This window comes from Corynebacterium sp. SA-MJD20WY100 (genome assembly GCF_039822565.1).
In the GTDB taxonomy this organism is placed as follows: Bacteria; Actinomycetota; Actinomycetes; order Mycobacteriales; family Mycobacteriaceae; genus Corynebacterium; species Corynebacterium phoceense_A.
The window spans coordinates 77745-103996 of record NZ_JBCJKS010000006.1 but is presented as its reverse complement, the minus strand read 5'-3'; the positions used below and the strand labels follow the sequence as shown (position 1 = coordinate 103996).

At 63.7% G+C, this 26252-nt stretch carries 21 protein-coding genes; 13 read left to right on the top strand and 8 right to left on the bottom strand.

From position 1 onward, the window contains the following. Positions 1–64: 64 nt before the first annotated feature. The gene (gene leuS, locus ABJ196_RS05080) at positions 65–2908 is read right to left on the bottom strand and encodes a leucine--tRNA ligase (protein ID WP_347305498.1); all 2844 of its coding nucleotides are present in this window, start codon (positions 2906–2908) and stop codon (positions 65–67) included. Between the two features lie 232 nt (positions 2909–3140). Here leuS and ABJ196_RS05075 point away from each other — a divergent pair, with 232 nt between their 5' ends. The 4 genes from ABJ196_RS05075 (at position 3141) to ABJ196_RS05060 (ending at position 8726) form a co-directional block, all read left to right on the top strand. Beyond that, positions 3141–4700, top strand: a complete 1560-nt coding sequence (locus ABJ196_RS05075) for an alkaline phosphatase (RefSeq protein WP_347305497.1) — start codon at positions 3141–3143, stop codon at positions 4698–4700. Between the two features lie 111 nt (positions 4701–4811). Then, entirely contained in the window at positions 4812–5372 is a 561-nt protein-coding gene (locus ABJ196_RS05070) for a CAP domain-containing protein (RefSeq protein ID WP_347305496.1), read from the top strand. Positions 5373–5445: 73 nt separating this feature from the next. Further along, a complete protein-coding gene (locus ABJ196_RS05065; protein ID WP_347305495.1) occupies positions 5446–8028 on the top strand; it encodes a hypothetical protein in 2583 nt (860 codons plus the stop codon). Between the two features lie 2 nt (positions 8029–8030). Beyond that, complete coding sequence (locus ABJ196_RS05060; protein ID WP_347305494.1) at positions 8031–8726, top strand: MOSC domain-containing protein; 696 nt, start codon at positions 8031–8033, stop codon at positions 8724–8726. Positions 8727–8741: 15 nt separating this feature from the next. On the opposite strand, the gene ABJ196_RS05055 is transcribed toward ABJ196_RS05060, so the two are convergent. Next, positions 8742–9932, bottom strand: a complete 1191-nt coding sequence (locus ABJ196_RS05055; protein ID WP_257036471.1) for an HNH endonuclease signature motif containing protein — start codon at positions 9930–9932, stop codon at positions 8742–8744. Between the two features lie 249 nt (positions 9933–10181). On the opposite strand from ABJ196_RS05055, the gene ABJ196_RS05050 reads away from it, so the two are divergent. Continuing rightward, positions 10182–11681: a plasmid pRiA4b ORF-3 family protein gene (locus tag ABJ196_RS05050; RefSeq protein ID WP_257036470.1), complete on the top strand. Its 1500-nt coding sequence runs from the start codon at positions 10182–10184 to the stop codon at positions 11679–11681. 42 nt (positions 11682–11723) lie between these two features. Here ABJ196_RS05050 and ABJ196_RS05045 read toward each other — a convergent pair whose 3' ends face one another. Both ABJ196_RS05045 and ABJ196_RS05040 read right to left on the bottom strand, forming a co-directional pair. Beyond that, complete coding sequence (locus tag ABJ196_RS05045; RefSeq protein WP_347305493.1) at positions 11724–13133, bottom strand: aldehyde dehydrogenase family protein; 1410 nt, start codon at positions 13131–13133, stop codon at positions 11724–11726. A gap of 81 nt (positions 13134–13214) precedes the next feature. After that, entirely contained in the window at positions 13215–14690 is a 1476-nt protein-coding gene (locus ABJ196_RS05040; protein WP_347305492.1) for an NAD-dependent succinate-semialdehyde dehydrogenase, read from the bottom strand. 145 nt (positions 14691–14835) lie between these two features. Here ABJ196_RS05040 and ABJ196_RS05035 point away from each other — a divergent pair, with 145 nt between their 5' ends. Beyond that, complete coding sequence (locus ABJ196_RS05035) at positions 14836–15192, top strand: YbaN family protein (RefSeq protein ID WP_347305491.1); 357 nt, start codon at positions 14836–14838, stop codon at positions 15190–15192. A 15-nt stretch (positions 15193–15207) separates the two neighbouring features. Continuing rightward, positions 15208–15402, top strand: coding sequence for a hypothetical protein (locus ABJ196_RS05030; protein WP_347305490.1), 195 nt, complete (start codon positions 15208–15210; stop codon positions 15400–15402). 13 nt (positions 15403–15415) lie between these two features. On the opposite strand, the gene ABJ196_RS05025 is transcribed toward ABJ196_RS05030, so the two are convergent. The 4 genes from ABJ196_RS05025 to ABJ196_RS05010 form a co-directional block, all read right to left on the bottom strand. Next, positions 15416–16201, bottom strand: coding sequence for an ABC transporter ATP-binding protein (locus ABJ196_RS05025; protein WP_347305489.1), 786 nt, complete (start codon positions 16199–16201; stop codon positions 15416–15418). Further along, positions 16194–17048, bottom strand: a complete 855-nt coding sequence (locus tag ABJ196_RS05020) for an ABC transporter permease (RefSeq protein WP_347305488.1) — start codon at positions 17046–17048, stop codon at positions 16194–16196. Before ABJ196_RS05020 ends, ABJ196_RS05025 begins: the two co-directional genes overlap by 8 nt. Then, complete coding sequence (locus ABJ196_RS05015; RefSeq protein WP_347305487.1) at positions 17045–18028, bottom strand: ABC transporter substrate-binding protein; 984 nt, start codon at positions 18026–18028, stop codon at positions 17045–17047. The genes ABJ196_RS05020 and ABJ196_RS05015 overlap by 4 nt, the downstream gene beginning before the upstream one ends. A 92-nt stretch (positions 18029–18120) precedes the next feature. Then, complete coding sequence (locus ABJ196_RS05010) at positions 18121–18711, bottom strand: hypothetical protein (RefSeq protein WP_347305486.1); 591 nt, start codon at positions 18709–18711, stop codon at positions 18121–18123. A gap of 583 nt (positions 18712–19294) precedes the next feature. On the opposite strand from ABJ196_RS05010, the gene ABJ196_RS05005 reads away from it, so the two are divergent. Genes ABJ196_RS05005 through trpA form a run of 6 tightly spaced genes read left to right on the top strand, consistent with a single transcriptional unit; the run spans position 19295 to position 25944 of the window. After that, complete coding sequence (locus ABJ196_RS05005) at positions 19295–20806, top strand: anthranilate synthase component 1 (RefSeq protein ID WP_347305485.1); 1512 nt, start codon at positions 19295–19297, stop codon at positions 20804–20806. Next, entirely contained in the window at positions 20806–21444 is a 639-nt protein-coding gene (locus ABJ196_RS05000; protein ID WP_347305484.1) for an anthranilate synthase component II, read from the top strand. Before ABJ196_RS05005 ends, ABJ196_RS05000 begins: the two co-directional genes overlap by 1 nt. 10 nt (positions 21445–21454) lie before the next feature. After that, positions 21455–22480, top strand: coding sequence for an anthranilate phosphoribosyltransferase (gene trpD, locus ABJ196_RS04995; protein ID WP_347305483.1), 1026 nt, complete (start codon positions 21455–21457; stop codon positions 22478–22480). Then, complete coding sequence (gene trpCF / locus ABJ196_RS04990; RefSeq protein ID WP_347305482.1) at positions 22470–23876, top strand: bifunctional indole-3-glycerol-phosphate synthase TrpC/phosphoribosylanthranilate isomerase TrpF; 1407 nt, start codon at positions 22470–22472, stop codon at positions 23874–23876. The genes trpD and trpCF overlap by 11 nt, the downstream gene beginning before the upstream one ends. A 14-nt stretch (positions 23877–23890) precedes the next feature. Beyond that, positions 23891–25099, top strand: coding sequence for a tryptophan synthase subunit beta (trpB, locus tag ABJ196_RS04985; RefSeq protein ID WP_347305481.1), 1209 nt, complete (start codon positions 23891–23893; stop codon positions 25097–25099). Positions 25100–25101: 2 nt separating this feature from the next. Further along, positions 25102–25944 (top strand): tryptophan synthase subunit alpha, encoded by an 843-nt coding sequence (gene trpA, locus ABJ196_RS04980; protein ID WP_347305480.1) that lies wholly within the window; start codon positions 25102–25104, stop codon positions 25942–25944. The last annotated feature ends 308 nt before the right edge of the window (positions 25945–26252 follow it).

Genomic DNA, 26252 nt, shown 5'->3' with positions numbered 1-26252 from the left:
ACGTGATGAAATTCCCCCGAACTGCCGCCGCCCACCCCTCACCCCAGGGGAGGGCGGCTCAGATTTACTTCACAACCAGGTTGACCATGCGGCCCGGGACGTAAATCTGCTTGACGATGTTCTTACCCTCGACCAGGCTGGCGATCTTGGAGTCAGCGAGGGCGGTGGCAACAACGTCGTCCTGGGCGGCATCGGCAGCGACGTTGATGCGCGCCTTGACCTTGCCGTTGATCTGGACGGGGACCTCGACCTCATCGTCAACAAGGTATTTCTCATCGAAGGTGGGGAAGTCCACGTACGTGATGGTGCCGTCGTGTCCGAAGCGCTTCCACAGCTCCTCCGCGATGTGCGGGGCGATGGGGGAGACCAACTGCGCGATCGGTTCAACGGCGGCACGCGGGGCGGACGCCTTGTACGTCTTCGTCAGGTAGTTGACGTACTCGATGAGCTTGGCCACGACGGTGTTGAGACGCAGGTTCTCGTAGTCGTCACGCACGCCCGCGATAGTGCGGTGCAGGTGCTTGAGGTCATCCTTCGTGAGCTCGGCGTCGGTAGTGGCGAGCTCGCCGGTTTCTTCGTTAACAGCCAGGCGCCACAGGCGCTGGAGGAAGCGCTGGGAGCCGACGACGTCCTTGGTAGCCCACGGGCGGGACGCGTCGAGCGGGCCCATGGACATCTCGTAAACACGCAGGGTATCTGCACCGAAGTCGCGGCAGATATCATCCGGAGCCACGGCGTTCTTCAGGGACTTGCCCATCTTGCCGTACTCCTGGTTGACCTCTTCGCCTTGGTAGAAGAACGTGCCATCCTTCTCCTCGACCTCGGCGGCCGGGACGTAGACGCCGCGAGCATCGGTGTAGGCGTAAGCCTGAATGTAGCCCTGGTTGTAGAGGCGACGGTACGGCTCCTTGGAGGTGACGTAGCCCAAGTCGTAGAGGACCTTGTGCCAAAAGCGCGCGTAGAGCAGGTGGAGGACGGCATGCTCAACACCGCCGACATACAGGTCCACGCCGCCCGGATCGTTCGCGCCGTGTTCCGCCGGACGAGGTCCTGTCCAGTAGCGCTCGTTCTCGATGTCGCAGAACGCGTCATCGTTGGTGGGATCGATATAGCGCAACTGGTACCACGAAGAACCGGCCCACTGCGGCATGACGTTCGTGTCCCGGTAGTACTTCTTCTTGCCGTCGCCAAGATCTAGCTCGACCTCGACCCACTCGCGGGCCTTGGCCAGCGGCGGCTGCGGCTCGGAGTCGCGGTCGTCCGGATCGAAGGAGACCGGCTTGTAGTCCTCGACCTCCGGCAGCTCGACGGGGAGCATGGAGTAGGGCAGCGGGTAGGGCTCGCCGGCCTCGTCGTAGACGATGGGGAAGGGCTCGCCCCAGTAACGCTGACGAGCAAACAGCCAGTCACGCAGCTTGTACTGGATCTTCTCCTGGCCGACCTTGTTGTCGACCAGCCACTGAATCATAGTGGCGATGGCCTCGGCCTTCTCCATGCCGTTGAGGTCCAGGCCAGAATCGTTCGCGGAGTTCACGCGCGGGCCATCGCCCACGTAGGCCTCCTCGTCAAGATTGCCGCCGGCGACGACCTCGACGATGGGCAGGCCGAACTCGGTCGCGAATTCGTAGTCGCGCTGATCGTGGCCCGGGACCGCCATGATGGCGCCGGTGCCGTAGCCGGTCAGGACGTAGTCACCAATGAAGATCGGGATCTGCTGGCCGTTGACCGGGTTGGTGGCGTAGGTGCCCAGGAAGACACCCGTCTTTTCCTTGTTCTCCTGGCGCTCGAGGTCGGACTTCGCCGCGATGTCGAGGCGGTACTGCTCAACGGCTTCTTTCGGGTCATCGTTACCGTACGTCCAACGAGGATCGACGTCGTCGTCATAAGGAATGGGGGAGAGGAGGGCATCGACAAGCTCATGCTCTGGGGCGAGCACCATGTACTGCGCGCCGAAGAGGGTGTCCGGGCGGGTGGTGAAGACCTTGATGTCATGGCCCTCCGCGCGGAAGGTGACCTCGGCACCGCGGGAGCGGCCAATCCAGTTGCGCTGCATGGACTTGACCTTGTCCGGCCAGTCGAGCAGATCCAGATCGTCGAGGAGACGATCCGAGTACGCCGTAATGCGCATCATCCACTGGCGCAGGTTCTTGCGGAACACCGGGAAGTTGCCACGCTCAGACCTGCCGTCCGCGGTGACCTCCTCGTTCGCGAGCACCGTGCCCAAGCCCGGGCACCAGTTCACGGTGGAGTTAGACAGGTAGACGAGACGGAACTCGTCCACGGCCTCGCGCTTTTCTTCCGGCGTGAGGTCTGCGTAGAAACGGCCGTCCTTAGTCTTGCGCTTACCGACCTCGAGCTCCTTGATGAGCTCGGCGATGGGGCGGGCCTTCTGGGCCTTATCATCGAACCACGAGTTATAAATCTGCAAGAAGATCCACTGCGTCCACTTGTAGAACTCCGGATCCGTGGAAGCGACCGAGCGGCGCGGATCGTGGCCGAGACCCAGCATGCCCAGCTGGCGGCGCATGTTTTCAATATTGGCCATCGTGGTGGTGCGCGGGTGCGTACCGGTCTGGATGGCGTACTGCTCGGCCGGCAGGCCGAAGGCGTCATAACCCAGCGTGTGCAGGACGTTCTTGCCCAGCATGCGGTTAAAGCGAGCGTAAGTATCCGTCGCGATGTAGCCCAGCGGGTGGCCGACGTGTAGGCCCACGCCGGAGGGATAGGGGAACATGTCCTGGATGTTGAGCTTGTCCTTGGGCAGCTCGCCCTCACCAGCTAGCGGACCGGTGGGGTTCGGTGCGTTAAAGGTGCCGTGCTCCTTCCAGTACTGCTGCCAGGTCTTTTCAATCTGGTTCGCCAGCTCCGGGGTATAGCGGTGGGCTGTGCTTTCGCTCGGGTTAGTCATGCTTAGACAGTGTAGTAGCCCTGCGTTATAACGCCACGGTGTGGTGCAGGTAGAGCCCTTAAGTTTCCCTCAGCAGAAATTTGGTAGTACTTCCACGGCAATTCACCGGAAGTTTCCGCCGCATTTCCTTGATGGTCGCGTGTGTTTCTTACGGTAGGCGCGTCTCGCTCACGGCACGTGGCTCGTGAGGTGAACGTCGCTATCAACTCTCGCACTCCCAAGGACATTTTTCATGCGTATTTTCTCCCGCACCGTCGCGACCCTGGCCGCCGCTGCCCTGTGCACCGGCATCGTCGCCCCGGCACAGGCTGCCGAGTCTGCTGGCCCGAAGAACATCATCGTCATGATCGGCGACGGCATGGGCTACGGCCACATCGCCTACAACAACCTCTACGAGACCGGCCAGTCCAAGTACCTCGTCGACGGTGAGTTCAGCGCCGAGGGCCCGAAGGAGCTTGAGGGTAAGTCCGTGCAGCGCTACGAGGACTTCAACCGCCTGTCCCAGACCACCTTCTCCCAGGGCGGTTCCTACCACCCGGAGCAGGCGTGGGCTACCCACGACTACGTCTCTCAAGGCGTCATCACCGACTCGGCTGCGGCAGGTACCGCCATGGCCACCGGCATCAAGGTGAAGAACGGCGTGCTGGGCATGTCCAACTACGGCATGGCGGAGGAAAACATCTCCGAGCGCGCCATCAAGCAGGGCAAGTCCGCCGGTGTTGTCTCCTCCGTGCCGTTCTCCCACGCCACTCCGGCGGCCTACGCGGCGCACAACAAGGATCGCAACGCGTACGGCGAGATCGCCCACGACATGCTCAACTCAGATCTCTCCGTTGTCATGGGTGCTGGCCACCCGCTCTACGATGACTCGAACCAGCTGCTGACCACCCCGTCCTACGACTACATCACCGAAGAGGACTTCGGTGCGCTCTCCGGCGGCAAGACCGACTGGAAGTTCGTGGAGACGAACGAGGGCTTTGACAAACTTGCCGCTGGTGAGGTCGAGGAAGGCGCCAAGTACTGGGGCACCCCGCAGGTCGCCTCGACGCTGCAGCAGGGCCGCGCCGGTGAAGGCGAGACCCCGTACTCCGACCCTCAGAACGACGTGGTGGATCTGCCCACCATGACCAAGGGTGCGCTCAACGTGCTGGGCCAGGACGAGGACGGCTTCTCCATCATGATTGAGGGCGGCGCCATCGACTGGACCGGCCACGCCAACGACTCCGCTCGTGAGATCGAGGAAGTCCAAGACTTCAACAAGTCTGTCGATGCCGCCATCGACTGGGTCGAGGAGAACTCCAACTGGGAGGAGACCCTCCTCATCGTCACCGCTGACCACGAGACGGGCTACCTCTCCGGCGCGGACGAGAAGGAAAAGTGGAACGCCATGGCCGGCGACAAGGACGCGCTGCCAAGCCACGAGTGGTACTCCAAGGAGCACACCAACCAGGTCGTGCCGTTCTTCTTCAAGGGCGCTGGCTCTGAGGACATCAAGGCCGCAGTGAAGGGCACGGACCCGGTCCGTGGCGACTTCATTGACAACACCGACATTGCCAAGCTGGTCTTCAACAACTGGTGGACGGAAGACGACTCCAAGCAGGACGACGACAAGCAGGAAGACGACAAGCAGGACGAGCAGCCGAAGCAGGACGGCTCCTCGAAGGATTCCGTCGGTGCGGGCCTGGCGGGCGCCGGCATCATGGCGGCCATCCTCGCTGCCGTGGCGGCTGCGCTGCAGGCCATCGGCATGCTGAAGATTGATATGTCGGCCATCCAGAAGCTCCTCAAGTAGCTTCACTTTTCTTTGGGCCCTTTCCGTACTTCGGTGCGGGGAGGGCCTTCGCTCGCCTACACTTCCAACGGAACACCAAGGAACACAGCCGCCTACCTCGGAGAGACTTTGATGCGCACCCCACCCGCCCTTGCCGCAGCCGCACTTGCAGCCACGCTCACCGTGGGAGTGTCGTCTCCCGCGCAGGCCAACGTGGTAGACGATGTCGTGGCGACGGTGATGGCTCAGGTCAACGGGCTGTTCTCCCAGATAAAGCTGCCATCTTTTGCGGGGCTGTCCTCGCAGGCAGAGTCCTCGACAGCGACGGGGTACCGGGCGACGCGGCCGGATCTGGAGGCCGTGCGCGGGACCGTCATGACCGAGCTCAACGCGTATCGCGTGCGCCACGGACGCGCGCCGGTGGCCTTTAACGTCCGGCAGGCGAACGACGCGCAGGGCTGGGCGGACCACCTCAACGCACAGGGCGGGACACGAATCTGGCATTCCGGCACGAATACGTTTGAAAACATCGCGCTTACTGCGGGGCCGGACGCGCACGCGCCCGTGCGGCAGTGGCAAGCCTCGCCCGCCCATAACGCGGTGATGCTCGATCCGGGCCTGCGCGTGGGTGGAGTGGGCGTCGCGCAGAACGCACTGGGCCAATACATCGTTGTTTTGCGCGGCTATTTTTAGGGAGAATGACTAGACTTTCCTCGTGTTCCTGCGGGTTGCGGAAAAGGGCGCCCGCTGTCCTAGGATGGAGCAAATGAGTCAGGACAACCGCCTTAATCAATCGTCCACATTTTCTGCTTCTGCTGCGGCAGATGACGCCCTCGTCACCGGCATGCCGCACCTGACGTGGAGCAACTCAACTCACAGCCTCGCTATCGACATCCCAGCGATTGCGGAAACGGGCTACACCTGGACCGTGGCGGTCACGGATCTGGAGGGGGAGACCACCACGCGCGTACTCCGCGCCGCGGCGGGCGATGAAGAACCGCTGCTCGTGGCGCTGTCACAGCCGTTTGCCCGCATCGATCTCGCGCTGGGGGAGCACTTTGAGGCCACCTTCATCGGCGCGACCGCGCAGTCCCCGTATATCGTGCTCGATGACCGCGCCCGCCTCGTGGACGCGCAACAGGGTCTCTTCCCGGCGCACTACGTCCTGCTGGCGCCGGCTGGCACGGTGGTCTCCGGGGTCTCCGGGGTTTCCGAGACCCATCACGCGCACGGCGAATGGGACGGCTGGGCGGCCTGGAACCTGGATATGGAGGGGGCATCGGAAGGCTCGGAGCTGTCCCTCATCACACCGCAGGTCAGCGCGGCGAGCTTCGCTGTGACCGCCCCGGCGGCCTGGGAGTGGGGCACGGACGTCGCGACGCTGCCGAACGCGCGCGGGCTCGACCACCGGCCGGTGTTTAAGGCGTCGCCCACGGTGACCATCACGCAGCCGGGCGAGTGGGTCATTCAGCTCGTCTACGCGCCACTGGGCGGCGAGCGCGAGGCGATTTCGGACGAGACGGTGGGGGAGGGGACCTTCGAGATTTTTCCCTCTGACCTCTACGAAGACCCCTGGGTCGGCCGCTATGAAGTAGGCCTGCTGCGCGACGGCGAGCAGGTGGATATGCGCGTGTTCTCCATCGCGGAGGCGCTCCACATGCGTGCGAAGAACGAAGGTCCGCGCGGCACCGGCTTCCGGTTTATCGACGCGGCTGGTCAGCTTTCCCCGTTTAGCTACACGCTCGCCTCGGCGCCAGGCAAGGCGATCGTGTTTGACAAGGGGACGCGCGAATTCGAGCCCACCGAGACCTCCCGAATTGAGACGGTCGCGAGCGAGGCCGGCTACGAACTCGATTTCCGAGTGACGCCCGCGACGCTGCGCACGCGCGTGAAGCTCACCGGCACCGAACCCACGGAATCCTTCGATAAGCAGGTCATTTACGCCAGCCTGCTCGATGCGGATGCCGCGCTCACGGTGTACTCGCCGCAGCCGCTGCCGCTCGCCAAGTTCGTGGCAATTGATAAGCGCCAGAAGATGAAGTCGCTCGCCTCGACCGCCGGGTCCACGCAGTCTCACCGCAACGTTTCCTTGTCCAACCGCGCGCTGCGTCACGCGGTGCGCAAGCAGTCTTCCATGGAGCTCTATCTCCTGTGGTCGACGTTGTCGTACGAGGACTTCCTGGACTCGCTTGACAGTGCCGCCCGCTCCCGCCACCTTGCACAAGCCCCCGAGCGCCGCGTGGTGGAATACGAGGCATCTGCCGCCTCGGATCTCATTTACGCCGCCATCGCGACGGTGAAGCGTGCCCCGCTCATCACCGGCGCCACACTCTCGGAGACCCACGTCGAGCTGTCCTTCAACGAAGAGGAAGAAGAGATTTCGGATCTCCTCGCCTGGGCCTGGCCCTTGAACGACCCGGCTCGTTCCCCGGAGCGCCTCGTTGACCTGGCACTTCCTTCCTCTTTGCAGGACGCTGGCCCACTCATCATCGACGCCCGTGCGGAAGAGCCACTCACTGACCTGTCCGCGCCCGCGCACCCGGCGCCGAATGCCGTCATCGCGGAGGCCCCCGGCGAGGTAAGCTTCGCCGACGCCACGGTGGACGAGGCCTGGGCCGCCTACGCCGCGCTCGAGGCCCTCGCCACCGGGAGCCGCAACGCCCGCATTGAGTCCACCTTCGCCGCCGTCCTCGAGCGCCTGCGCGGGGAGCCCGGCGCCGCCATCCGCGCACTGCCCGCGTCCGGCCTCTCACTGTCCCGTCAAGCGAAAGCGTTGGCGCAGACCCAACTTGTGGCCCACCCATGGAATGTGGGCGTCCCTGCTGGCGCCGCGCCCGAGCTTTCCCTCGCCTTTGACTCCGGCATCGACTCGCTCACCCGTCCGCTGCTCCTCATGAAGGCCTCCGGCCCCGACGCAACCCCGTCCTCGACGGCCATCAACGACGAGGCCGCCCGCATCGCGGCCCTGCGCGAGTGCTTCGCGCACGACGAGGACTTCTACCGCCTCGGCTCCGTAAGCCACCTGCGCGGCGACGCCCAAAAGCTCGCTGGCGTACTGGCCCAACTGGGCTTCGACACCTCCGTCTCGCATACCCTCGTCGCCTTGGGTGCCTTCGGCGGCGGCGATACCCCGTACGTCTCCGCGGCCTGGATGCCGTACATCTCGTACATCTTCGCGCTCGCGTTCCGCGCCGTCGCCGCCGGCCTGCTCCCGCAGCCCGCAGTCCTCGCCATCCTCCAGGACGACCTGCCCCAGCTTGCCGATGCCGCCGCGCTCGCCCCCGCACTCTTCGCCTACGACCTCCGCACAGCGGAGGGGCTCACACAGTATCTCTGCAACGATAGGTAACCATGCAGGTTGTCTCCACGAATATCGCCGTTCCACACGATCACTCCGTCCGCCGGTATCCCACGACGGGCATAGACAAACACCCAGCCGCGTCCATTGACGTCTCTGCGCCTGGTCCGAACTACGGGGACGGATCCGGCGTGGCCGACGACTTCGTAGGGGACAGCGACTTTCACGGCGGCGCCCACAAGGCGGTCTACGCTTACGCTCGCGAGGAACTCGACTTCTGGGAGACCGAGTTCGGGCGACCGCTTCGCAGCGGCATGTTCGGCGAGAACCTCACCACCTCCGGCGTCGTGCTCCGCGATCTCCTCATCGGTCAGCAGGTTCGCGTCGGCTCCGCCCTCCTCGAGGTTTCCGTACCCCGCACGCCCTGCGGGACCTTTGCCGAGTGGCTAGGGGAGCGCGGCTGGGTAAAAACGTGGTCCGATCGTGGCGACTGCGGCGCCTATTTCCGGGTGCTCGAACCCGGCCGCATTGCACCCGGCGACGCGCTCGAGTTCGTCGGGCGCCCCGATCATGACGTCACCATGGGCATGGCCTTCCGAGCCAAACTCGGCGACGTGGATCTCGCTCGTCACGTCGTGGAGGTCCATTGCCTCCCCGACATCCACCACCTGCCTTTGGCTAGGCGCGTGGAGGTCGCGGACAAGCACGCGAAACTCCGTGTTTCACGTGGAACATCGCATTCCGAGTAATACTCGGTCTGTTTTCTAGTCGTCGAAGCTGATCTCCTCGGGTTCGGGGAGGGGGACGAGGTTGCGTTCGGCTGCCAGTTGCGCGGTGCGCTGGCCGATAGTTTGCTTCCAGTGTTGTGCCATAATGCCTTTCGGTTCGGTGGATTCCCAGGTGCCGTCTTCAAAGAGCCAGTAGACGGTTCCGGTTGCGGGGTCGAGGATGTAGTCACACCGCCGGTCCGTCTTCACGTTGTGGTGGTGCTGACACACGGCGATGAGGTTGTCGGTGCAGGTGTCTCCGCCTTCGCCGTATTCGACGCGGTGGTCAAGCTGTGCGTGCTTGGCGGGCACGGTGCAATCGGCGCGGCGGCAGGTGCCGTCGCGTGCTTCGATAAACGCGCGGATGACATCCGTGGGGACGTAGGCGTCGGTGCGGCCGGGTTCGAGGTTGCGAATGACGATCGGGTGGGTGGACTTCGTCGGGTCGATGAAGCCGTGCTCGGGCAGGTAGGCCAGGGAGTGAGCGTCGGACTTGAAGACATTGATGACCACGGTGGTGGTTGCGCCGTTGAAGACCAGTTCGAGCAGGGCCTTGGTATGGGAGACGTTGTGGGCGTCGGCGTACTTGCGCACGTGGGCGTCGAGCGCTTCGGCGTCGAGGGCGTCCATGTCCAGGCCGAGGTGGGAGCGCTGGCCGTGGTGAGTCATACGGTAGCGGGTGCCGTCTTCGTCCTTGTTCTTGTCGGGGTTTTCTTCCGTGAGGTCGTAGTACTGGTTGAGGATGTCGCGGATGGTCTTTTCAATGTGGTTGCAGGTGGGCAGTTCCTGGTTCTTGGCGGTGGGGGTAAAAAGGGCCACAAGGGCGTCGTCGATAAGGGGGAGGAGGTCGGCGGCGACGTCGAGGAGTTGCTGGCCGATGACGTCAAGGCGTTCGTCGTCGAGCATCCAGGTGGCTTCGTGTGCGGCGGTGAGCTGGGGAAGCCCGGCCATGGCGGTCACACCGTAGTAGTTCTTTTCGGCGCGGCGGCGTGAGATACCCAGGATGCGCGACAGGCGGGCGTAGGCCAGGTCCGTGTCATCGTCGTCGGTGGGAAGGACCGCGTGCATCGTCGTCCAGAACAGGCGGTTGGATTCGGTGAAGTAGTCGTATCCGGGACTCAACGGGTTCAGTGGTGCGAAGTATGCGTCGGGCGGGTGGTTCGGGCTGTCTGGTGGAACGGTGGTCATGAGAGGCTACCCCATCAAGGCGTTAGATTAGGTGTTCGAGAGTTAACGCAATCCAGCATATTCACCCCCGTCGGCGTTCGTCAATACTTTCGAATTAGCGAATGCCAAATTGGAAAACGCCTGCTCAGGGGTACCCGCTCACATCGCTGGGAACCTCGTTGCACAATGTATTGGGCAACACTCGATAGCCGATTTTCTCATTTCCCCAGGTAGAACGTCTATGTCGCCTTTCTTTGTAGTATCGCGGCCATGATTTCTCACATGATTACTCTCACGTCCATCAACTCCTACGAAACTCTGTCCCGCACTCTCATCGTCCCGGAGGCCACGACCTTCGACGATCTCCACCACCTCATCTGCGCAGCCTTCAACTTCGACGCTACGGGTTTCCACTATTTCGAGGTCGAACCCACTTCGTTGTCCGATGACCCCTACAACTTCCATAATCCCGAGTCCTACGACTGCATCATTGAGGCCCTCGAAACGGATGCCGTGATCCGCTATGAGGGCGGACCGGGAGAGGAGTGGACCATCGAGGTTGAGCACCTGCAGTACTCTCACCGCATGCACCGCCGGGCCGTGCTCGTCGATGCCTGTGGCGCAACGCCGCCTCCGGGCACGTCGTTTGACGATTGGTACACCGTCCAGGGCATCATCAAGGCCGTGCAGAAGAAGGGCACGAAGCTCACCGATGAGCAGCTCGACACCTGTGAGCGAGTCCTGGGCACTCGGTCGATCAAGCAAATTCGCATCTCCGACGCAGACCCCCGGCGCGCTAAGCTCGTGACGCTCACGGACGCTGTGCGCAGCGTCGTCATCACGGGCGAGCTCCAGGCAAGCCCCCAGTTCGAGCTCGCCCGTGCCACGCCGGGACCCGCACTGCCGTTCTGGAAGACGGAGCAATTCGAAGACGCCGCCATCACCGCCGCAAAGGCCGGAACATCCGTGCCCGCTTTCCTCGCAGATCAGCTCGACATCCCAGGGCTCGATGCACTCGTGGGCGCCTTCGTCTCCACCGAGCAGTTCGGCCTCTCCGACTCCGGTGCGGCTACCGTGGGACGGGCCGTGAAGAAGATTGTGCGCATGGCCCCCACCCTGCGCCTCAAAGAGGAGCCCCACCCGCCGCTCTCCTTCGACGACGCCGCCCGGATCATTCGCTCCGTCCACCCTGTGCCACTGTGCGAGCATCACACGATCGCCGTGGCCGGCATCATGATTGAGAACCTTGCCAACATGCAGCTTCTCGTCCTCGATCGCGAGAAGGGCGCAATCCGCGTCACCGCCGAAGCACTGGAACTCACCGAGCTCGCTCCGGCCGAGCTGGGCCGTGCCCTGCTCGACTACTATCCCGTCGGCAACCGTGACCGACTCATTCTCGACAGTCTGCTGTCGTTGTACTTTCTCTACAGCGACCTCGTCTTCCACCCGCTCGCGGATATGCGCGGCGTCCACATCACACAGGTACAGAACGAGTTCCTCGACCATGTTGAGGAAGCGCTCTGGCCACGCCAGGGCGGCGGCCTCATCCACTCCTACGTGGATCACATTCTGAGCTCTGCGGCCTGCCTCGGCCTGCGCGACCGCGAGGCGCCGCGTGGCTGCATCCACCTGCCGCCGGATGTCATCGGCTTTCTCCAGGAGGCGCTGCGCCGCGCCCTGCCGGAAATGCTGGCGCAGGATCGCTCGTCGAGCCCCATCGTTGACGTGCCGTCGGCACCACTCAAGGACTTGTTGTCTGTGTCCCCGTAGCACCGTCGCGCCGCGTCTCTACCGTGCGCGCTCGGCGTGCAGCTAGCCGTTGATGATGTGCGGGTAGGCGAGGCCCTTGAGACCCTCAGTGCCGAACTCGACGCCGTAGCCGGAGGACTTGATGCCACCGAAGGGGACGCGGGGGTCGACGCCGCCGTGGCCGTTGATCCACGTGGTGCCGGCCTCGAGGCGTGCGGCGACTTCGCGAGCGCGGTCGCGGTCCGAGGACCAGACCGAAGAGCCGAGGCCAACGTCGAGCTTGTTGGCCTGCTCGATGGCCCAGTCAAGGTCGGTGTACTTGATAATCGGCAGGGCTGGGCCGAACTGCTCCTCGATCACGAGCGGGTTGTCCGGGTCGATATCTGCGACGAGCGTAGTGGGGTAGAAGTAGCCCGGCGCGTCGTAGTCCGGGTCGCCGCCCAACAGAACGCGGGCGCCGGCGTCCTGGGCGGACTTCACGAGTCGGTCAACGATGTCGAACTGCTGTTGGTTTTGCAGCGGGCCGAGGACGTTGTCTTCCTCGAGGCCGACGCCCATGGGGGAGGCCTTAGCGACCTCGACGAGAGCATCGCAGACGGCGTCGTAGAGGGACTCGGGCACGTAGAGACGCTTCATGGCGGCGCAGGTCTGACCGGTGTTGATAAACGCACCCCAGAAAAGGTCGCCGGCGATGGCGGCTGGGTCTGCGTCGTCGAGAACGATGCCGGCGTCGTTGCCGCCGAGCTCGAGGGTGAGGCGCTGGAGGTTCGCGGCGGAAGACTCGACGATCTTCTTACCGGTCGCCGTCGAACCGGTGAACATGATCTTGTCGATGTCCGGGTGGGAGGCCACAGCGGCGCCTACGGAGCCGTCGCCCGTAACGACCTGGAGGAGGTTCGCCGGCAGGACGTCGTTAATCACGGCGGCGAGGGCGAGAACGGAGAGCGGGGTGTACTCAGAGGGCTTGATGACGACGGCGTTGCCCATGCGCAGAGCCGGGGCGAACTGCCACGTGGTGATCATCATGGGCCAGTTCCACGGACCGATGGCACCCACGACGCCGAGGGGACGGTAGTGGACCGTCGCGGTGATGTCGTCATCGACGGCGGTGTAGTCGGGGGACTCGAAGGAGGCGGTGGCACGCAGCCACGCGGCGCAGGCACCTACCTCAAAGCGGGCGTTAGGACCGTTGAGCGGCTTGCCCTGCTCACGGGAGAGGAGCTCGGCGAGGGGCTCGGCGGCGGCCTCGACGGCATCGGCAGCTTTGAGCAGGAGCTCGCACCGCCCCTCATCCTTGAGGGCAGCGAAGTCTTTCTGGGCAACGCGCGCGGTCGCAACGGCGTGGTCGAGGTCCGCGACGGTGCCGACGGTGTAGGTGCCGATAAGCTCGCCGGTCGCCGGGTCGTGGACCGGTGACCCGCCGTCAGTGGTGACGGCAGCGAGCAGATCCGCGTAGGTGCTGAACTGAGACATAAAACCTCCTGGAGAAAGCGTGAGTCAAAATGTGACTCACGATACTACATCTCCAGGAGGTGATAGATCGTTACGCGGCGCTTAGGCGTTGGCGTAGGGGTTGCGGACGCCGATGTACTGCAGCGAGGTGTACTCGGCGATGCCCTCGGCGCCGCCTTCGCGGCCCATGCCAGACTGCTTCACGCCACCGAACGGGGCAGCGGCGTTGGAGATGACACCCGCGTTGTAGCCCATGAGGCCGAACTCCAGGCCGTCAGCGAGGCGCCACATGCGGTCAGAGGTCTCCGTGTAGACGTAAGACGCCAGGCCGAACTCCGTGTCGTTGGCGATCTCGATAGCCTCGGCCTCCGTGGAGAAAGTGAGGATCGGCGCGACGGGGCCGAAGATCTCCTCCTGCGCTACACGGGCGTCGCGGGAGACGTTGGTGAGGACGGTCGGAGAGTAGAAGTAACCCTCGCCCTCACCGGGCTTGCCGCCGATGAGCGCGGTGGCCCCCTTCTCGACGGCGTCGTCCACGAGCGAGGTGACATTGTCGAGAGCCTTCTTTTCGATGAGCGGGCCACAGGTAACACCCTCGTCGAGGCCGTTGCCGAGCTTGAGCTCGCCGATCTTCGCGGCGAACTTCTTCGCGAACTCGTCGGCGACGGACTCGTGGACGATGAAGCGGTTGGCCGCGGTGCAGGCCTCGCCGATGTTGCGCATCTTGGCACCCATCGCGCCTTCGACCGCCTGGTCCAGGTCGGCGTCCTCGAAGACGATGAACGGCGCGTTACCTCCCAGCTCCATGGAGGTGCGCAGCACGTTGTCCGCGGCAGCCTTGAGCAGAGTCTTGCCCACCGGGGTGGAGCCAGTGAAGGAGACCTTGCGCAGGCGAGAGTCTGCCATGAGCGGCTCGGAGATGGCGGATGCAGACTTGCCGGAGACGACATTGAGGACGCCGGCCGGAAGGCCTGCCTCAATCATGGTCTGGGCGAAGTACTGGGACGTGAGCGGCGTGAGCTTCGCCGGCTTGAGCACCATGGTGCAGCCAGCAGCCACGGCCGGGCCTACCTTGCGGGTCGCCATGGCAAGCGGGAAGTTCCACGGGGTAATGAGCAGGCACGGGCCCACCGGCTTGCGGCGAGTGACCATCTGAATGGTGCCCTCCGGCGCCGGCAGGGTAGCGCCATAGTCGCGGACGGCCTCCTCACTGAACCAGCGCAGATACTCGGCGCCGTAGGTAACCTCGCCGTATGCCTCGGCGAGCGGCTTGCCCATCTCCAGAGTCATGAGAGCAGCGAACTCATCCTTGCGCTCCGTCACGAGATCGAAGGCGCGACGCAGGATGTTGGAACGCTCGCGCGGGGAGGTGCGCGCCCACTCGTCCTTGACGGCACAGGCGGCATCGAGGGCAGCCATCGCGTCATCCGAACCTGCGGACGCAAGCGTCGCAAGAGCCTCGCCAGTGGCGGGGTTCTCCACCTCGAAGGTCTCACCCGAGGCGGCGTCGCGCCATTCACCATTAATAAGGAGACCCGTGGGCACCTTTGCGAGCAGTTCCGAGACATTTACTCCCATTGTCAGATCCTTTCTTGCGGTGGGTTATGCAGGCCACACTACGCGGGTTGTGGGTGCCCAGATCGCATTTCCTTCGCATGGGGGTACCTGATGAGTTTCACGTGAAACATTGGATCTAAAGGGCGAGCTTAGTAAGGTAACCCTCATGCTTCGACCACTCCTGCTGGCCACCGGCTGTGTGTCCCTTGCGATGGGCGCCGTGGGCGTCGTCCTGCCCCTCCTGCCAACGACGCCATTCCTGCTTGTCGCGGGCTTCTGCTTCGCGCGCAGCTCCGATCGTTTTTATTCCTGGCTCATGAGCCACCCCATTTTCGGCCCCTATATCCACAACTTTCGCTCGGGGCAGATGTCCCGCAAAGACAAGGCACGGACAATTCCACTGCTGTGGGCAAGCATTTTGTTGTCCGCATTCTTCATCGGGAGGATGTTCGCGTGGATTCTGTTGCCCACCATTGCGACGTGCGTGAGCATCTATATCCTGCGAATGAAAGAACCCGACTAATCGCCGCGGCTTCCCATGCCCGGCTGGCTCGTCACGGTGGTGAGCAGAAAGACCGCGTCCTCAGACGCTGCAACGGAGTGGCGCTCGTGCGTGGGGTCCGTCCGTGACGAGGAGCTCGGCGTGACGACCGTTATCCGCCGCCCGGGCGGCGGACAGTGCAGTATCGATGTCACTCTTCATGCCCCCAGCCTAGGCACGACGCCGGGGTAGGGGCATCGGAAAGCTACTGCAACAGGGTGCGATCAGAGACGCCCTTGATTTTTGCGAACTCCGCCATGAGATCTTCCACGGTGAGCTGCGCCTTGGTCACGGCGGCGGCGGAGTAGATGATGCGCCCCTCGTGCATCATGATGAGGCGGTTGCCAACGCTAAGAGCCTGGGCCATGTTGTGGGTGACCATGAGCGTCGTGAGGTTGCCTTCAGCGACGATGCGGCGGGTGAGGTCGGTGACGAGCTCGGCACGCTGGGGGTCGAGTGCGGCGGTGTGCTCGTCGAGGAGCATGACCTGCGGCTGCGTGAAGCCAGCCATGAGCAGCGAGAGCGCCTGGCGCTGGCCGCCGGAGAGCAGACCGACGCGAGCCGTGAGGCGATTGTCCAGACCGAGCTCCAGCTTGGCCAGTTCCTCCTTGAAGAGGGCGCGGCGGCGGCCATTCAAAGCGAGGCCGAGCCCGCGGGACTTGCCGCGCTGGTAGGCCATCGCAAGGTTCTCTTCGATAGTGAGGTTCGGCGCGGTACCCGCCATGGGGTCCTGGAAGACGCGACCCACGACCTTCGCGCGCTTATGCTCGGGAAGGCGGGTGACATCTGTACCAGCGACGGTGACAGTGCCCGCGTCGACGGGCAGGCGGCCGGAGATGGCATTAAGGAGCGTCGACTTGCCCGCGCCGTTGGAACCGATGATGGTCACGAAGTCGCCGGGCTCCAGGTGCAGATCGATGCCCGCGAGCGCGCGGCGTTCGTTGACGGTGCCGGGGAAGAAGGTCTTGGTAATGCCCTGAATCTTAAGCACGAGACTTAACACCTCCGGCGAGCTTCGGCACGAGCAAAGCAATCACGACGAGGAGCGCGGTAATGAGCTTCATGTCATTCGGGTTGAGACCTACGGATAGCGCCGCGAAAATGATGAGGCGGTAGAGGACCGCGCCCAAGGCCACGGAGCCGACCACGAGCCACAAGCCACGCTGCGGGATAATGGCCTGGCCCAGGATAACAGAGGCCAAACCGACCAGGATAAGGCCAATACCCATCGAGATATCCGCGAAGCCCTGGTACTGCGCGACGATGGCGCCGGCGAGCCCCACAAGGCCGTTGGACAGCGCCAGCGTGAGGGTCTTCGTGAGGTTGGTGGACACGCCGAAGGAGGCGACCATAGTTTCATTGTCGCCCGTGGCACGCAGCGACAGGCCCAGGTCCGTGGAGAGGAACCACACGACAATGGCGACGACCACAGCGGCGGTGACCCCGAGGAGGCCAACACCCACCCAGGTGCCCATGAGGTCGTCCACCGGATCGAAGATGGAGCCCGTGGACAGCAACGGAATGTTGGCGCTACCCATGATGCGCAGGTTGATGGACCACAGCGCAATCATGGTGAGAATGCCGGAGAGCAGCCCGTCAATCTTGCCCCACGTATGCAGAAGGCCCGTGATGGTTCCGGCGAGGAAGCCAGCGGCGAAGCCGCACACCGCCGCGAAGAACGGATTAACGTCATGCGTAATGAGCAACGCAGCGGTAGAAGCCCCCGTCGTAAACGAGCCGTCGACGGTCAGATCGGGAAAGTCCAGCACGCGGAAGGTGAGGTAGACCCCCACCGCGAGGAACGCATACAGAAGACCTAGTTCAAGCGCGCCGATCATACTCGCTCAGCCTGATCCAGAATCTCGGCCGGGATCTCAACACCCTGGGCCTCCGCCGCCTTCTCGTTGACGACGTACGTGAATTCCTTCGCGGTTTCCACCGGCATGGAGGCCGGGTCGCCGCCGTCTTGGAGGATCTTCAGCGCCATCTCGCCGGTCTGGTGGCCCAGCGCCTCGTAGTCGATGCCCAGGGTGGCCACGGCGCCGCCTTCAACGGTGCCTGCCTCCGCACCGATGACCGGAATCTTCTTGTCATTCGCGACCTTCACTAGGGACGCGATGCCGGAGACCACCATGTTGTCGGTCGGGACATAGATGGAGTCCACGTCGCCCAGTGCTTCAGCAGCCTGCGGAATCTCCGTGACAGAGGTGACGGTCTGGGTCTTCACCTCGATGCCCATCGGTGCGACGACCTTCTTCAACTCATCGACCTGGACCTGCGAGTTCACCTCACCAGAGGCGTAGACAACGCCGATGGACTTCGCGTCTGGCACGAGCTCCTTGAGCAGCTCCACCTGCTTGTCGATGGGCGCGATGTCCGAGGTACCTGTGACGTTGCCGCCCGGCGCCTCGTTCGATTCCACGAGTTCCGCGGCGACGGCGTCCGTGACGGCCGTGAAGAGCAGCGGGGTGTCCTTGATGGAGTTCGCCAGGGCCTGCGCGGCTGGCGTCGCGATGGCGAGGTTGAGGTCGTGGCCCTTGCCCGCCATCTGCTGCGCGATGGACACGGCCGTGGACTGCTCGCCGTTGGCGTTCTGCTCGTCCCAGTCAACCTCTACGCCGGCGTCCTCGAAGGCCTCCTTGAAGCCTTCCGATGCCGCGTCCAGCGCGGGGTGCTGCACAAGCTGGGCGATGCCGATGGAGTACGAGTTGGAGCCATCAGAACCGCTTGAGCTTTCTGAGCTGGAGCAGCCCACGAGGGCCAGGGCAGTGACCGCGAGGGTCGCCACGACGGACTGAGAACGAGAGAAACGCTTCATTATGTCGACTTTCTATCGGGAGAAATGTTTGTGTGAAGCGTAATTTACCTGTTGCTCGGTAGGTTTTCAGTCGAATGACAATATTTGTCCCACTAGAGGTGCTCCTCCGCTAGCTCCGTGAGCTTGGCCTCAAGCTCCGCCGAGCTTTCCGATGCCCCCTGCACCGACTCCAGCGCCTCCTTCACCGTCGCCTCGGGGTGCGCGATGAGGTAGTAGAACGCCTCCGCGAGGTGGCGGTGCTGCTCCGCCCGTTGCTCCTCGTTGTCTTCCGGAAACGTGAAGTCCTCGGTCCACCGCAGTCCGAAGTAGCGGTCTTGTGTGCCATTCACGACGTCGCGCGCGTATGTCCCCGGCAGGTGCGCGAAGCGACGGCCGGGCGCGTAGGCACCAAAGACGGGCCTGCCGTCATCGTCGCCCACCACAAGCCAATCACTGTCGTAGTACTTCACGAGGGCCTGGCCGAGCACGAGCTCGACGTCCTCGACGCTCATCTCTGGGGCGACGGCGCGAGCGAACGCGTCGACATAGGGTGCGCGCCACGGCTTGAGTCCGTCGAAGCGTGGGTCGGCGGCATGGGCCGCCTCGAATCGGGCAAAGGCTTCCTCCGCGTCGGCGCGGCGGTTGGCCAGTTCGGTAGAAAATTGGTCCTGGAGCGGGGCTAACTTTTCAGCGAGGGTGTCCATGTGCGCGAGGTTACATAGATCATTTCTTCCACGCCATGACACGGCACAATGCAACTATCCTTCCGTAAGTTGGATGGTGAGTCACATTCTGGAGTCCTCATTGCACCTTCATTACACACGCACGTGCAATGAGGGAAAGGCTGCCATCTCACGAGATCAACGCACATGTCCTCAACTGTGTGCGCCGACCCGCCCGCGATAATTCACGACCTCATGGCAAAGATCTGACGCCTCATAGTAAAAATCTGGCGATTCATAGTGAAACTCTCGAAAGACTTTTAATGAGAGCGACCTCGTCAACAGAGGAGGGAGCGCCGCCGCGCGAAGAAATTATGGGCAAAATCTCCCACCCGATGGAAACCCGTGCTAACGTGTGTCTCATGCAACTTCTGACCAACAAATCCCAGAACTGGTGGTGGCGCGCGTAACTGCGGGCCGGTTGAAAGCAACCCAGAAGGTTAAGGCTCGCGTGTACGCGGGCCTTTCGTGGTTTTCATAGCCACCCGACGCTCGCGGCGCGGACCTTTAGCTGACAAAATAGAACAAGCTACAGATATTATTTAGCCGCGAAAGGGCACTGAAAATGCCACCACTACTTGCGACAGCCACGCGCGAGATTCCCTATGAGCAGGACGCGTCCCTGCTCTTCCACCGGCTGGCGACGGCGCACGACAGCCTGCTGCTCGAGGCGGCGGATATCGAGTCGAAAAAGAACGTCAACTGCATCGCCGTCCTCCAAGCCGCACTTAAGGTCACGTGCCGTGGGCAGCGCGTCATTGCTACGCCCCTAACGCCAGTGGGCGACGCAATGCTGGGCCGACTCAAGGAACAACTTGCGGACCACTTCGACGGCGAGGCGTTCGTCTTCGAGCTCTCGGAGAAAGTGGACGAGCGCGAGCGTCTGCGAGACGTGTCGACCGCAGCGGTGTTGCGCGCCTTGCAGTTCGATGCGGGATACTCCGACGGCATGCTGCCCTTCCTGGGCGGCGGCTTCGCCTATGACTATCTCGAGACCTTCGAGCAACTGCCGAAGGTAGGGGAGGGGCCCAACGACTACCCAGATTACGAATTCGTCGTCGCACAGACTCTCCTCACGGTGGATCACCTCGGGGGCACCGCGGCGCTGCATGCGGTCGACCTGACGGAAGAGGCGGCATCGGCAAACTTGGCGGCGCTCGCGGAGACTGCGGGGAAGGATCTGGAGCCCGCGCCGAGCCGCGATCGGGTCACCGCGACTGCATCGATCCCCGACTCAGAGTTCAGGGCAATTGTGTCACAGTTACAAAATAACGTCACAGCGGGCGACATCTATCAGGTGGTGCCGGCGCGCGCATTTTCGCTCGAGTGCCCGGATGCCTTCGCGGCCTATCGCGCGCTGCGCGAGTCGAACCCGTCACCGTACATGTTCTACGTCCGCGGCGCGGACTACGAACTCTTCGGCGCCTCGCCGGAGTCCAACCTGAAATTCACGGCGGCGACGCGCGAGGTACAGCTCTATCCCATCGCCGGCACGCGCCCGCGCGGCCTCAACCCAGACGGCACCATCAACGACGAACTCGACATCCGCAACGAGCTTGAGATGCGCACCGACCACAAAGAGGTCGCAGAGCACACCATGCTCGTGGATCTCGCCCGCAATGATTTGGCCCGCGTGGCGGTGCCGCGGACCCGTCGCGTCGCGGACCTGCTCCAGGTGGACCGCTACTCGCGCGTCATGCACTTGGTCTCGCGCGTGACGGCGGAGCTGCACCCGGACTTCGACGCCCTCGACGCCTACCGCGCGTGCATGAACATGGGCACGCTCACCGGCGCGCCCAAGCTGCGCGCGATGGAGCTCATTCGTGAGACGGAGAAGGTACGCCGCGGTTCCTACGGCGGGGCAGTGGGGTACTTGAAGGGCGATGGCTCGATGGACAATTGCATTGTCATTCGCTCCGCCTACGTCAAGAACGGAACCGCCGTGGTTCAGGCGGGAGCGGGCGTCGTGCGCGACTCCGTCCCGCAATCCGAGGCTGATGAGACGCTTCACAAGGCCTACGCGGTCTTGAGCGCCATCGCCACCGCTCATCATGCCACGCTGGAGGTTGTGCGCTAATGACTTCACCCAAGGTCGTATTGATCGATAACCACGACTCCTTCGTCTACAACCTGGTCGACGCGCTCGCCAGCTTCGACACCATGGTCTTCCGTAATACTGTCTCCGTGGACGAGATCCTGGGCGCGCGCCCGGACATTATCTGCCTGTCGCCCGGCCCCGGCCACCCGACAGAAGCGGGCTGCATGATGGAACTCATCGACACCGTGCTGGGCACGATACCGCTGTTCGGCATCTGCCTCGGCTTCCAGGCACTGCTGCACCACCACGGCGGCACCGTCGAACCCTGCGGCCCGGTGCACGGCGTCTCGCTCCCGATGACGCTCACGCCAGAGGGGGCGAAGCACCCACTCTTCGAGGGGCTCACCACCGACGTGGAGCCTGACAATCCGAACTACGTGGGCACGCAGGTCCCGGTCGCGCGCTATCACTCGCTGGGCTGCACGAGCATGCCCTCCGGCATGCGCGCGCTGGCGACCACTCAGACCGGCATCGGCGACGTGGTCATGGCGGGGGAGACTGTCGACGGCATGGCGTTGGGTGTCCAGTTCCACCCCGAATCCGTGCTCACTCCCAAGGGCCCCATCATGCTGGAACGGGCCATTGACCAACTCACTACTCACACGACGAACCGATAGGACACACATCATGACGAGCCACGACTCACTCAAGACCCTGCAGCGCTTCCTCGATATCAAGGAGCCGACAATGGAGGAGGCCATTGAGGTCTTCACTCCGTTGACCGTCGGCGACTACGACGAGGTCCACATCGCGGCGTTGCTCACCTGCATTCGCACGCGCGGTGAGACCTTCGCGGACGTTGCGGGCGCGGCGAAAGCCTTCCTCAAAGCGGGCCGGCCATTCCCGATTACCGGCGAGGGTCTCATGGACACCGCTGGCACGGGTGGCGACGGCGCCAATACGATTAACATCACGACGGCCGGCTCCCTCATCGCTGCCGCCGGCGGCGTGAAGATGATCAAGCACGGCAACCGTTCGGTCTCTTCCAAATCCGGCTCCGCGGACGTGCTCGAGGCGCTCAACATTCCGCTCGACCTTGACCCCGAGCGCGCCGTTCGCCAGTTCGAGGCCTCGAACTTCACGTTCCTCTTTGCCCCGGCATACAACCCGGCCGTCGCGCACGTGCAGCCGGTGCGCAAGGCATTAGGCGTGTCCACGCTCTTCAACACGATGGGCCCGCTGCTCTCCCCGGGCCGCCCAGAGCATCAGCTCATGGGCATCGCCAACCCGGCACAAGGCCAGCTCCTCGCCGAGGTCTTCCAGGAACTCGGCCGCAGCCGCGCCCTTGTCGCGCACGGCGCTGGCACGGACGAGATCGCCGTCCACGGTACGACGGAGCTCTGGGAGCTGCGTGACGGTGAGATCACGCACTACACCAAGGAGCCGGAGGACCTGGGCATCGAGCGTCACGAACTCGCGGACCTCGTGGGTGGCGAGGGAGAGGAGAACGCGGCGCTCATCCGTGCGGTCTTCGAGGGAACCGGAAGCCCGGCCCACCGTGACGCCATCGCGACATCGGCAGGCGCAATGTTCTACCTCGACGGCCAGGTCGAGACTCTCAAGGAGGGCACGGAGAAGGCCCTGGGTCTACTCGCGGACGGCACGGTTGCCGCATGGTTGAAGAAGCACGAGGAGGCGAACTATGCCAAATAGTGTGCCGACAGTCCTCGAGGGTATCGTCGCGGCCCGCCGCACGCACCTGCCCGCCATCCGCGAGCGCCTCGCGGGCGTGGACCTCGAGAGCTTGCCGCGTTCCGAGCGTTCGTTCTACGACGCGCTCAATGGAACGAACCGCTTCATCATGGAGTGCAAGTCCTCGTCCCCATCGCTGGGCCTTATTCGCGAGCACTACGAGCCCGGTGCCATCGCGCGCGTCTATTCGCGGTACGCGTCCGCCATCTCGGTGCTCTGCGAGCCGGAACGCTTTGGCGGCGACTATGACCACCTGCAAACGGTGGCACTCTCCACGCACCTGCCTGTGCTGTGCAAGGACTTCATCATCGACCCCATCCAGGTCTACGCGGCCCGCTACTTTGGCGCGGACGCCATCCTGCTCATGATGTCCATCGTGGATGACGAGACCTACGCGGAGCTCAAGGCGCTCGCTGACAAGCTCGGCCTCGATGTACTTACGGAAGCCATCACGGAGGAGGAGGTCGACCGCGCGGTCGCGTTCGGCGTCGACGTCATCGGCATCAACAACCGCAACCTCCACGACCTCACCATCGATCTGGGCCGCACAGCGCGCCTCGCACAGTACATCCCAGAAGGAAAAGTTGTCGTCTCCGAGTCGGGCATCCGCAACAATCAGACGGTGCGTGAGCTCGGCGCCGGTGCCAATGCTTTCCTCGTCGGCTCGCAGTTGACTGGTACGCCGGACATCGATCGCGCCGCGCGGGAGCTCGTCTACGGCAAAAACAAGGTCTGCGGCCTCACCACATGGAGCGCCGCCCAAGCCGCCCGTGCGGCGGGCGCGGTCTACGGTGGACTCATCTTCGAGCCCGGGTCACCGCGTCATGTTTCACGTGAAACCGCGGAAGACATTATCGCACACGAGCCAGGTCTCGCGTACGTCGCCGTCTCGCGGCGCACCGAAGGGTGGGAGGAACTCGCGCTCGACGGTGTGGAGGCCTTCCAGATTCACGCGCCGCTCCACAATTCGGTGGAGGAGGAGCGTGCCCTCATTGCCGCCGTTCGTGCCGCGGCAGGGGAGCGCGAGGTGTGGCGCGCCCTCGACATGACAGACCCGCGCGGGCCGGAGTTTGCGGCCGCGCTCATTGAGGACGTAGACATGCTCGTTCTCGACTCCGGAAAGGGCGGCACTGGCACGTCCTTCGACTGGTCGGCGGTCCCGGACACGGTGAAGGAGAAGGCGTTGCTCGCGGGCGGAATCGGTCCGGACAATGCGATTCGCGCCCTCCACGTCCGAACCGTGGGGTTGGACATTAACTCCGGCGTCGAACGCCGGAAGGGCGTCAAGGACACCGGACTCATTGCGCGCACCTTCGCGAAGATTCGAACTTTTAACAACGGAACCACAGAGGATTAAACGAGGATTACACCATGACAGTTTCACGTGAAACACCGACTTTGCTGCCAGCCTACTTCGGCGAGTTCGGCGGACAGTACGTCCCCGAGTCACTCATTCCGGCGCTTGACCAACTGGAGAAGGCCTTCGTCGACGCGCAGAACGACCCTTCGTTCCGCGCTGAATTGAAGGGCTACCTCAAGGATTATCTGGGCCGCCCGACGCCACTCACGGAGGCAACGAAGCTCGGTGGGAAGGCGCGTATTTTTCTCAAGCGCGAGGATCTGGTCCACGGCGGCGCGCATAAGACAAACCAGGTGATTGGCCAGGCACTGCTTGCCAAGCGCATGGGTAAAACGCGCATCATCGCGGAGACCGGCGCCGGCCAGCATGGCACGGCCACCGCACTCGCGTGCGCGCTGCTCGACCTCGACTGCGTTATCTACATGGGCGCCAAGGACGTCGAGCGCCAGCAACCCAACGTCTACCGCATGGAGCTCATGGGCGCGAAGGTCGTTCCGGTCGACTCTGGCTCGGGCACGCTCAAGGACGCCGTGAACGAGGCACTGCGCGACTGGACGGCAACGTTCCACGAGTCGCACTACCTGCTCGGCACCGCGGCGGGTCCGCACCCGTTCCCGACCATTGTGCGCGAGTTCCACCGCGTCATCTCCGAGGAAGCCAAGGCGCAGATGCTTGAGCGCACCGGCGGCCTGCCGGACCTCGTCGTCGCCTGCGTGGGCGGCGGCTCGAACGCCATCGGCATGTTTGCGGACTTCATCGACGAGGAGGGCGTCGAGCTCGTCGGCGCCGAGCCCGGGGGAGAGGGCCTCGACTCCGGCAAGCATGGCGCGACGATCAACAACGGCACGATCGGCATCCTCCACGGCGCGCGCAGCTACCTCATGCGCAATGCCGACGGCCAAGTAGAAGAGTCCTATTCCGTCTCCGCCGGCCTCGACTACCCGGGCGTCGGCCCGCAGCACGCGTACCTCTCCCAGACTGGCCGCGCCACGTACGTGGGCATCACGGACGCGGAGGCCCTCGAGGCCTTCCAGATCCTGTCCCGCAAGGAAGGCATCATCCCGGCGCTCGAGTCCTCGCACGCCCTCGCATACGCGCTCAAGCGCAAGGATGAGGACATCACTATCCTCGTCTCGCTGTCCGGTCGCGGCGACAAGGACATCGCCCACGTGCGCCGCACGCTCGAAGCCCACCCGGAATACGTCTACAAGGAGGACTAACCATGGATCGCTACAGCCAACTTTTTGAGACCCTGAAGCAGCGCGGCGAAGGCGCATTTGTCCCGTTCATCATGCTCGGTGATCCGACGCCGGACGCCACCCTGACCGTTGTGCGCGCAGCGGTGGCAGGCGGTGCCGATGCCCTCGAGCTCGGCGTGCCTTTCTCCGACCCGGTCGCAGACGGCCCGACCATCCAGGCCTCCCATATCCGCGCGCTCACCAATGGCGCGACCGTCGATGCCGCCATCGCACAGATCACGCAGATCCGCGCGGAGTTCCCCGAGCTTCCCCTCGGCATGCTCATTTACGGCAACGTGCCGTTTACGCGCGGCCTCGACCGCTTCTACACGGAGTTCAAGGACGCTGGCGCGGATAGCATCTTGCTTCCCGATGTCCCCGTGCGCGAGGGCGCACCCTTCGTCGCCGCCGCAGAGAAGGCGGATATCAATCCGATCTTCATCGCCCCAGCCCGCGCGGCGGAACACACCCTCGAGGGCGTCGCCGCCAGCTCGAAGGGCTACATCTACGCGATCTCCCGTGACGGCGTGACGGGCACGGAGAAGGAGTCTGAGACTCTCGGCCTCGACGAGGTCGTCGCTAACGTCGCCCGATTCGGCGGCGCGCCGGTCCTCCTCGGCTTCGGCATCTCCACCCCGGAGCACGTCGCTGCGGCCATCAAGGCCGGCGCCGCTGGCGCCATTACCGGCTCGGCGCTCACCAAGATCATTGAGAAGCACCTCGTCACCATCGACGAGGAAGCGGGCACGACGCGCGTCGAGGATCTCGACGCACTCGCCAAGGACGTGACGGAGTTCGTCTCCGCCATGAAGGCGGGTACGCGCTAAGGACGCAGGGAGAGGACGCGATAATGGCGACGATGTCTCCTGCCGAGGAGCCACCCTCCTCGGAGTTGTCCTTGGGGGCATCGGCAGCATTATTCGGCTTCACAGTGTTCTCTAGCATCTTCCGTCGCCTGCGCGGCGCATGTCTCGTGGCTTCTATCGTATCGGGCGGCCGCGGCCTGCGGGCTGACAATCAACGACGCAGCCATACCACCCGAGAAGACGAGAGAGCGACAATTCTTTACGTCTCAAAAGTCTCTTCATAAGAGAAGAAGGACGGCGCATGCGTCGCGTCTTTCACGTGGAAACGC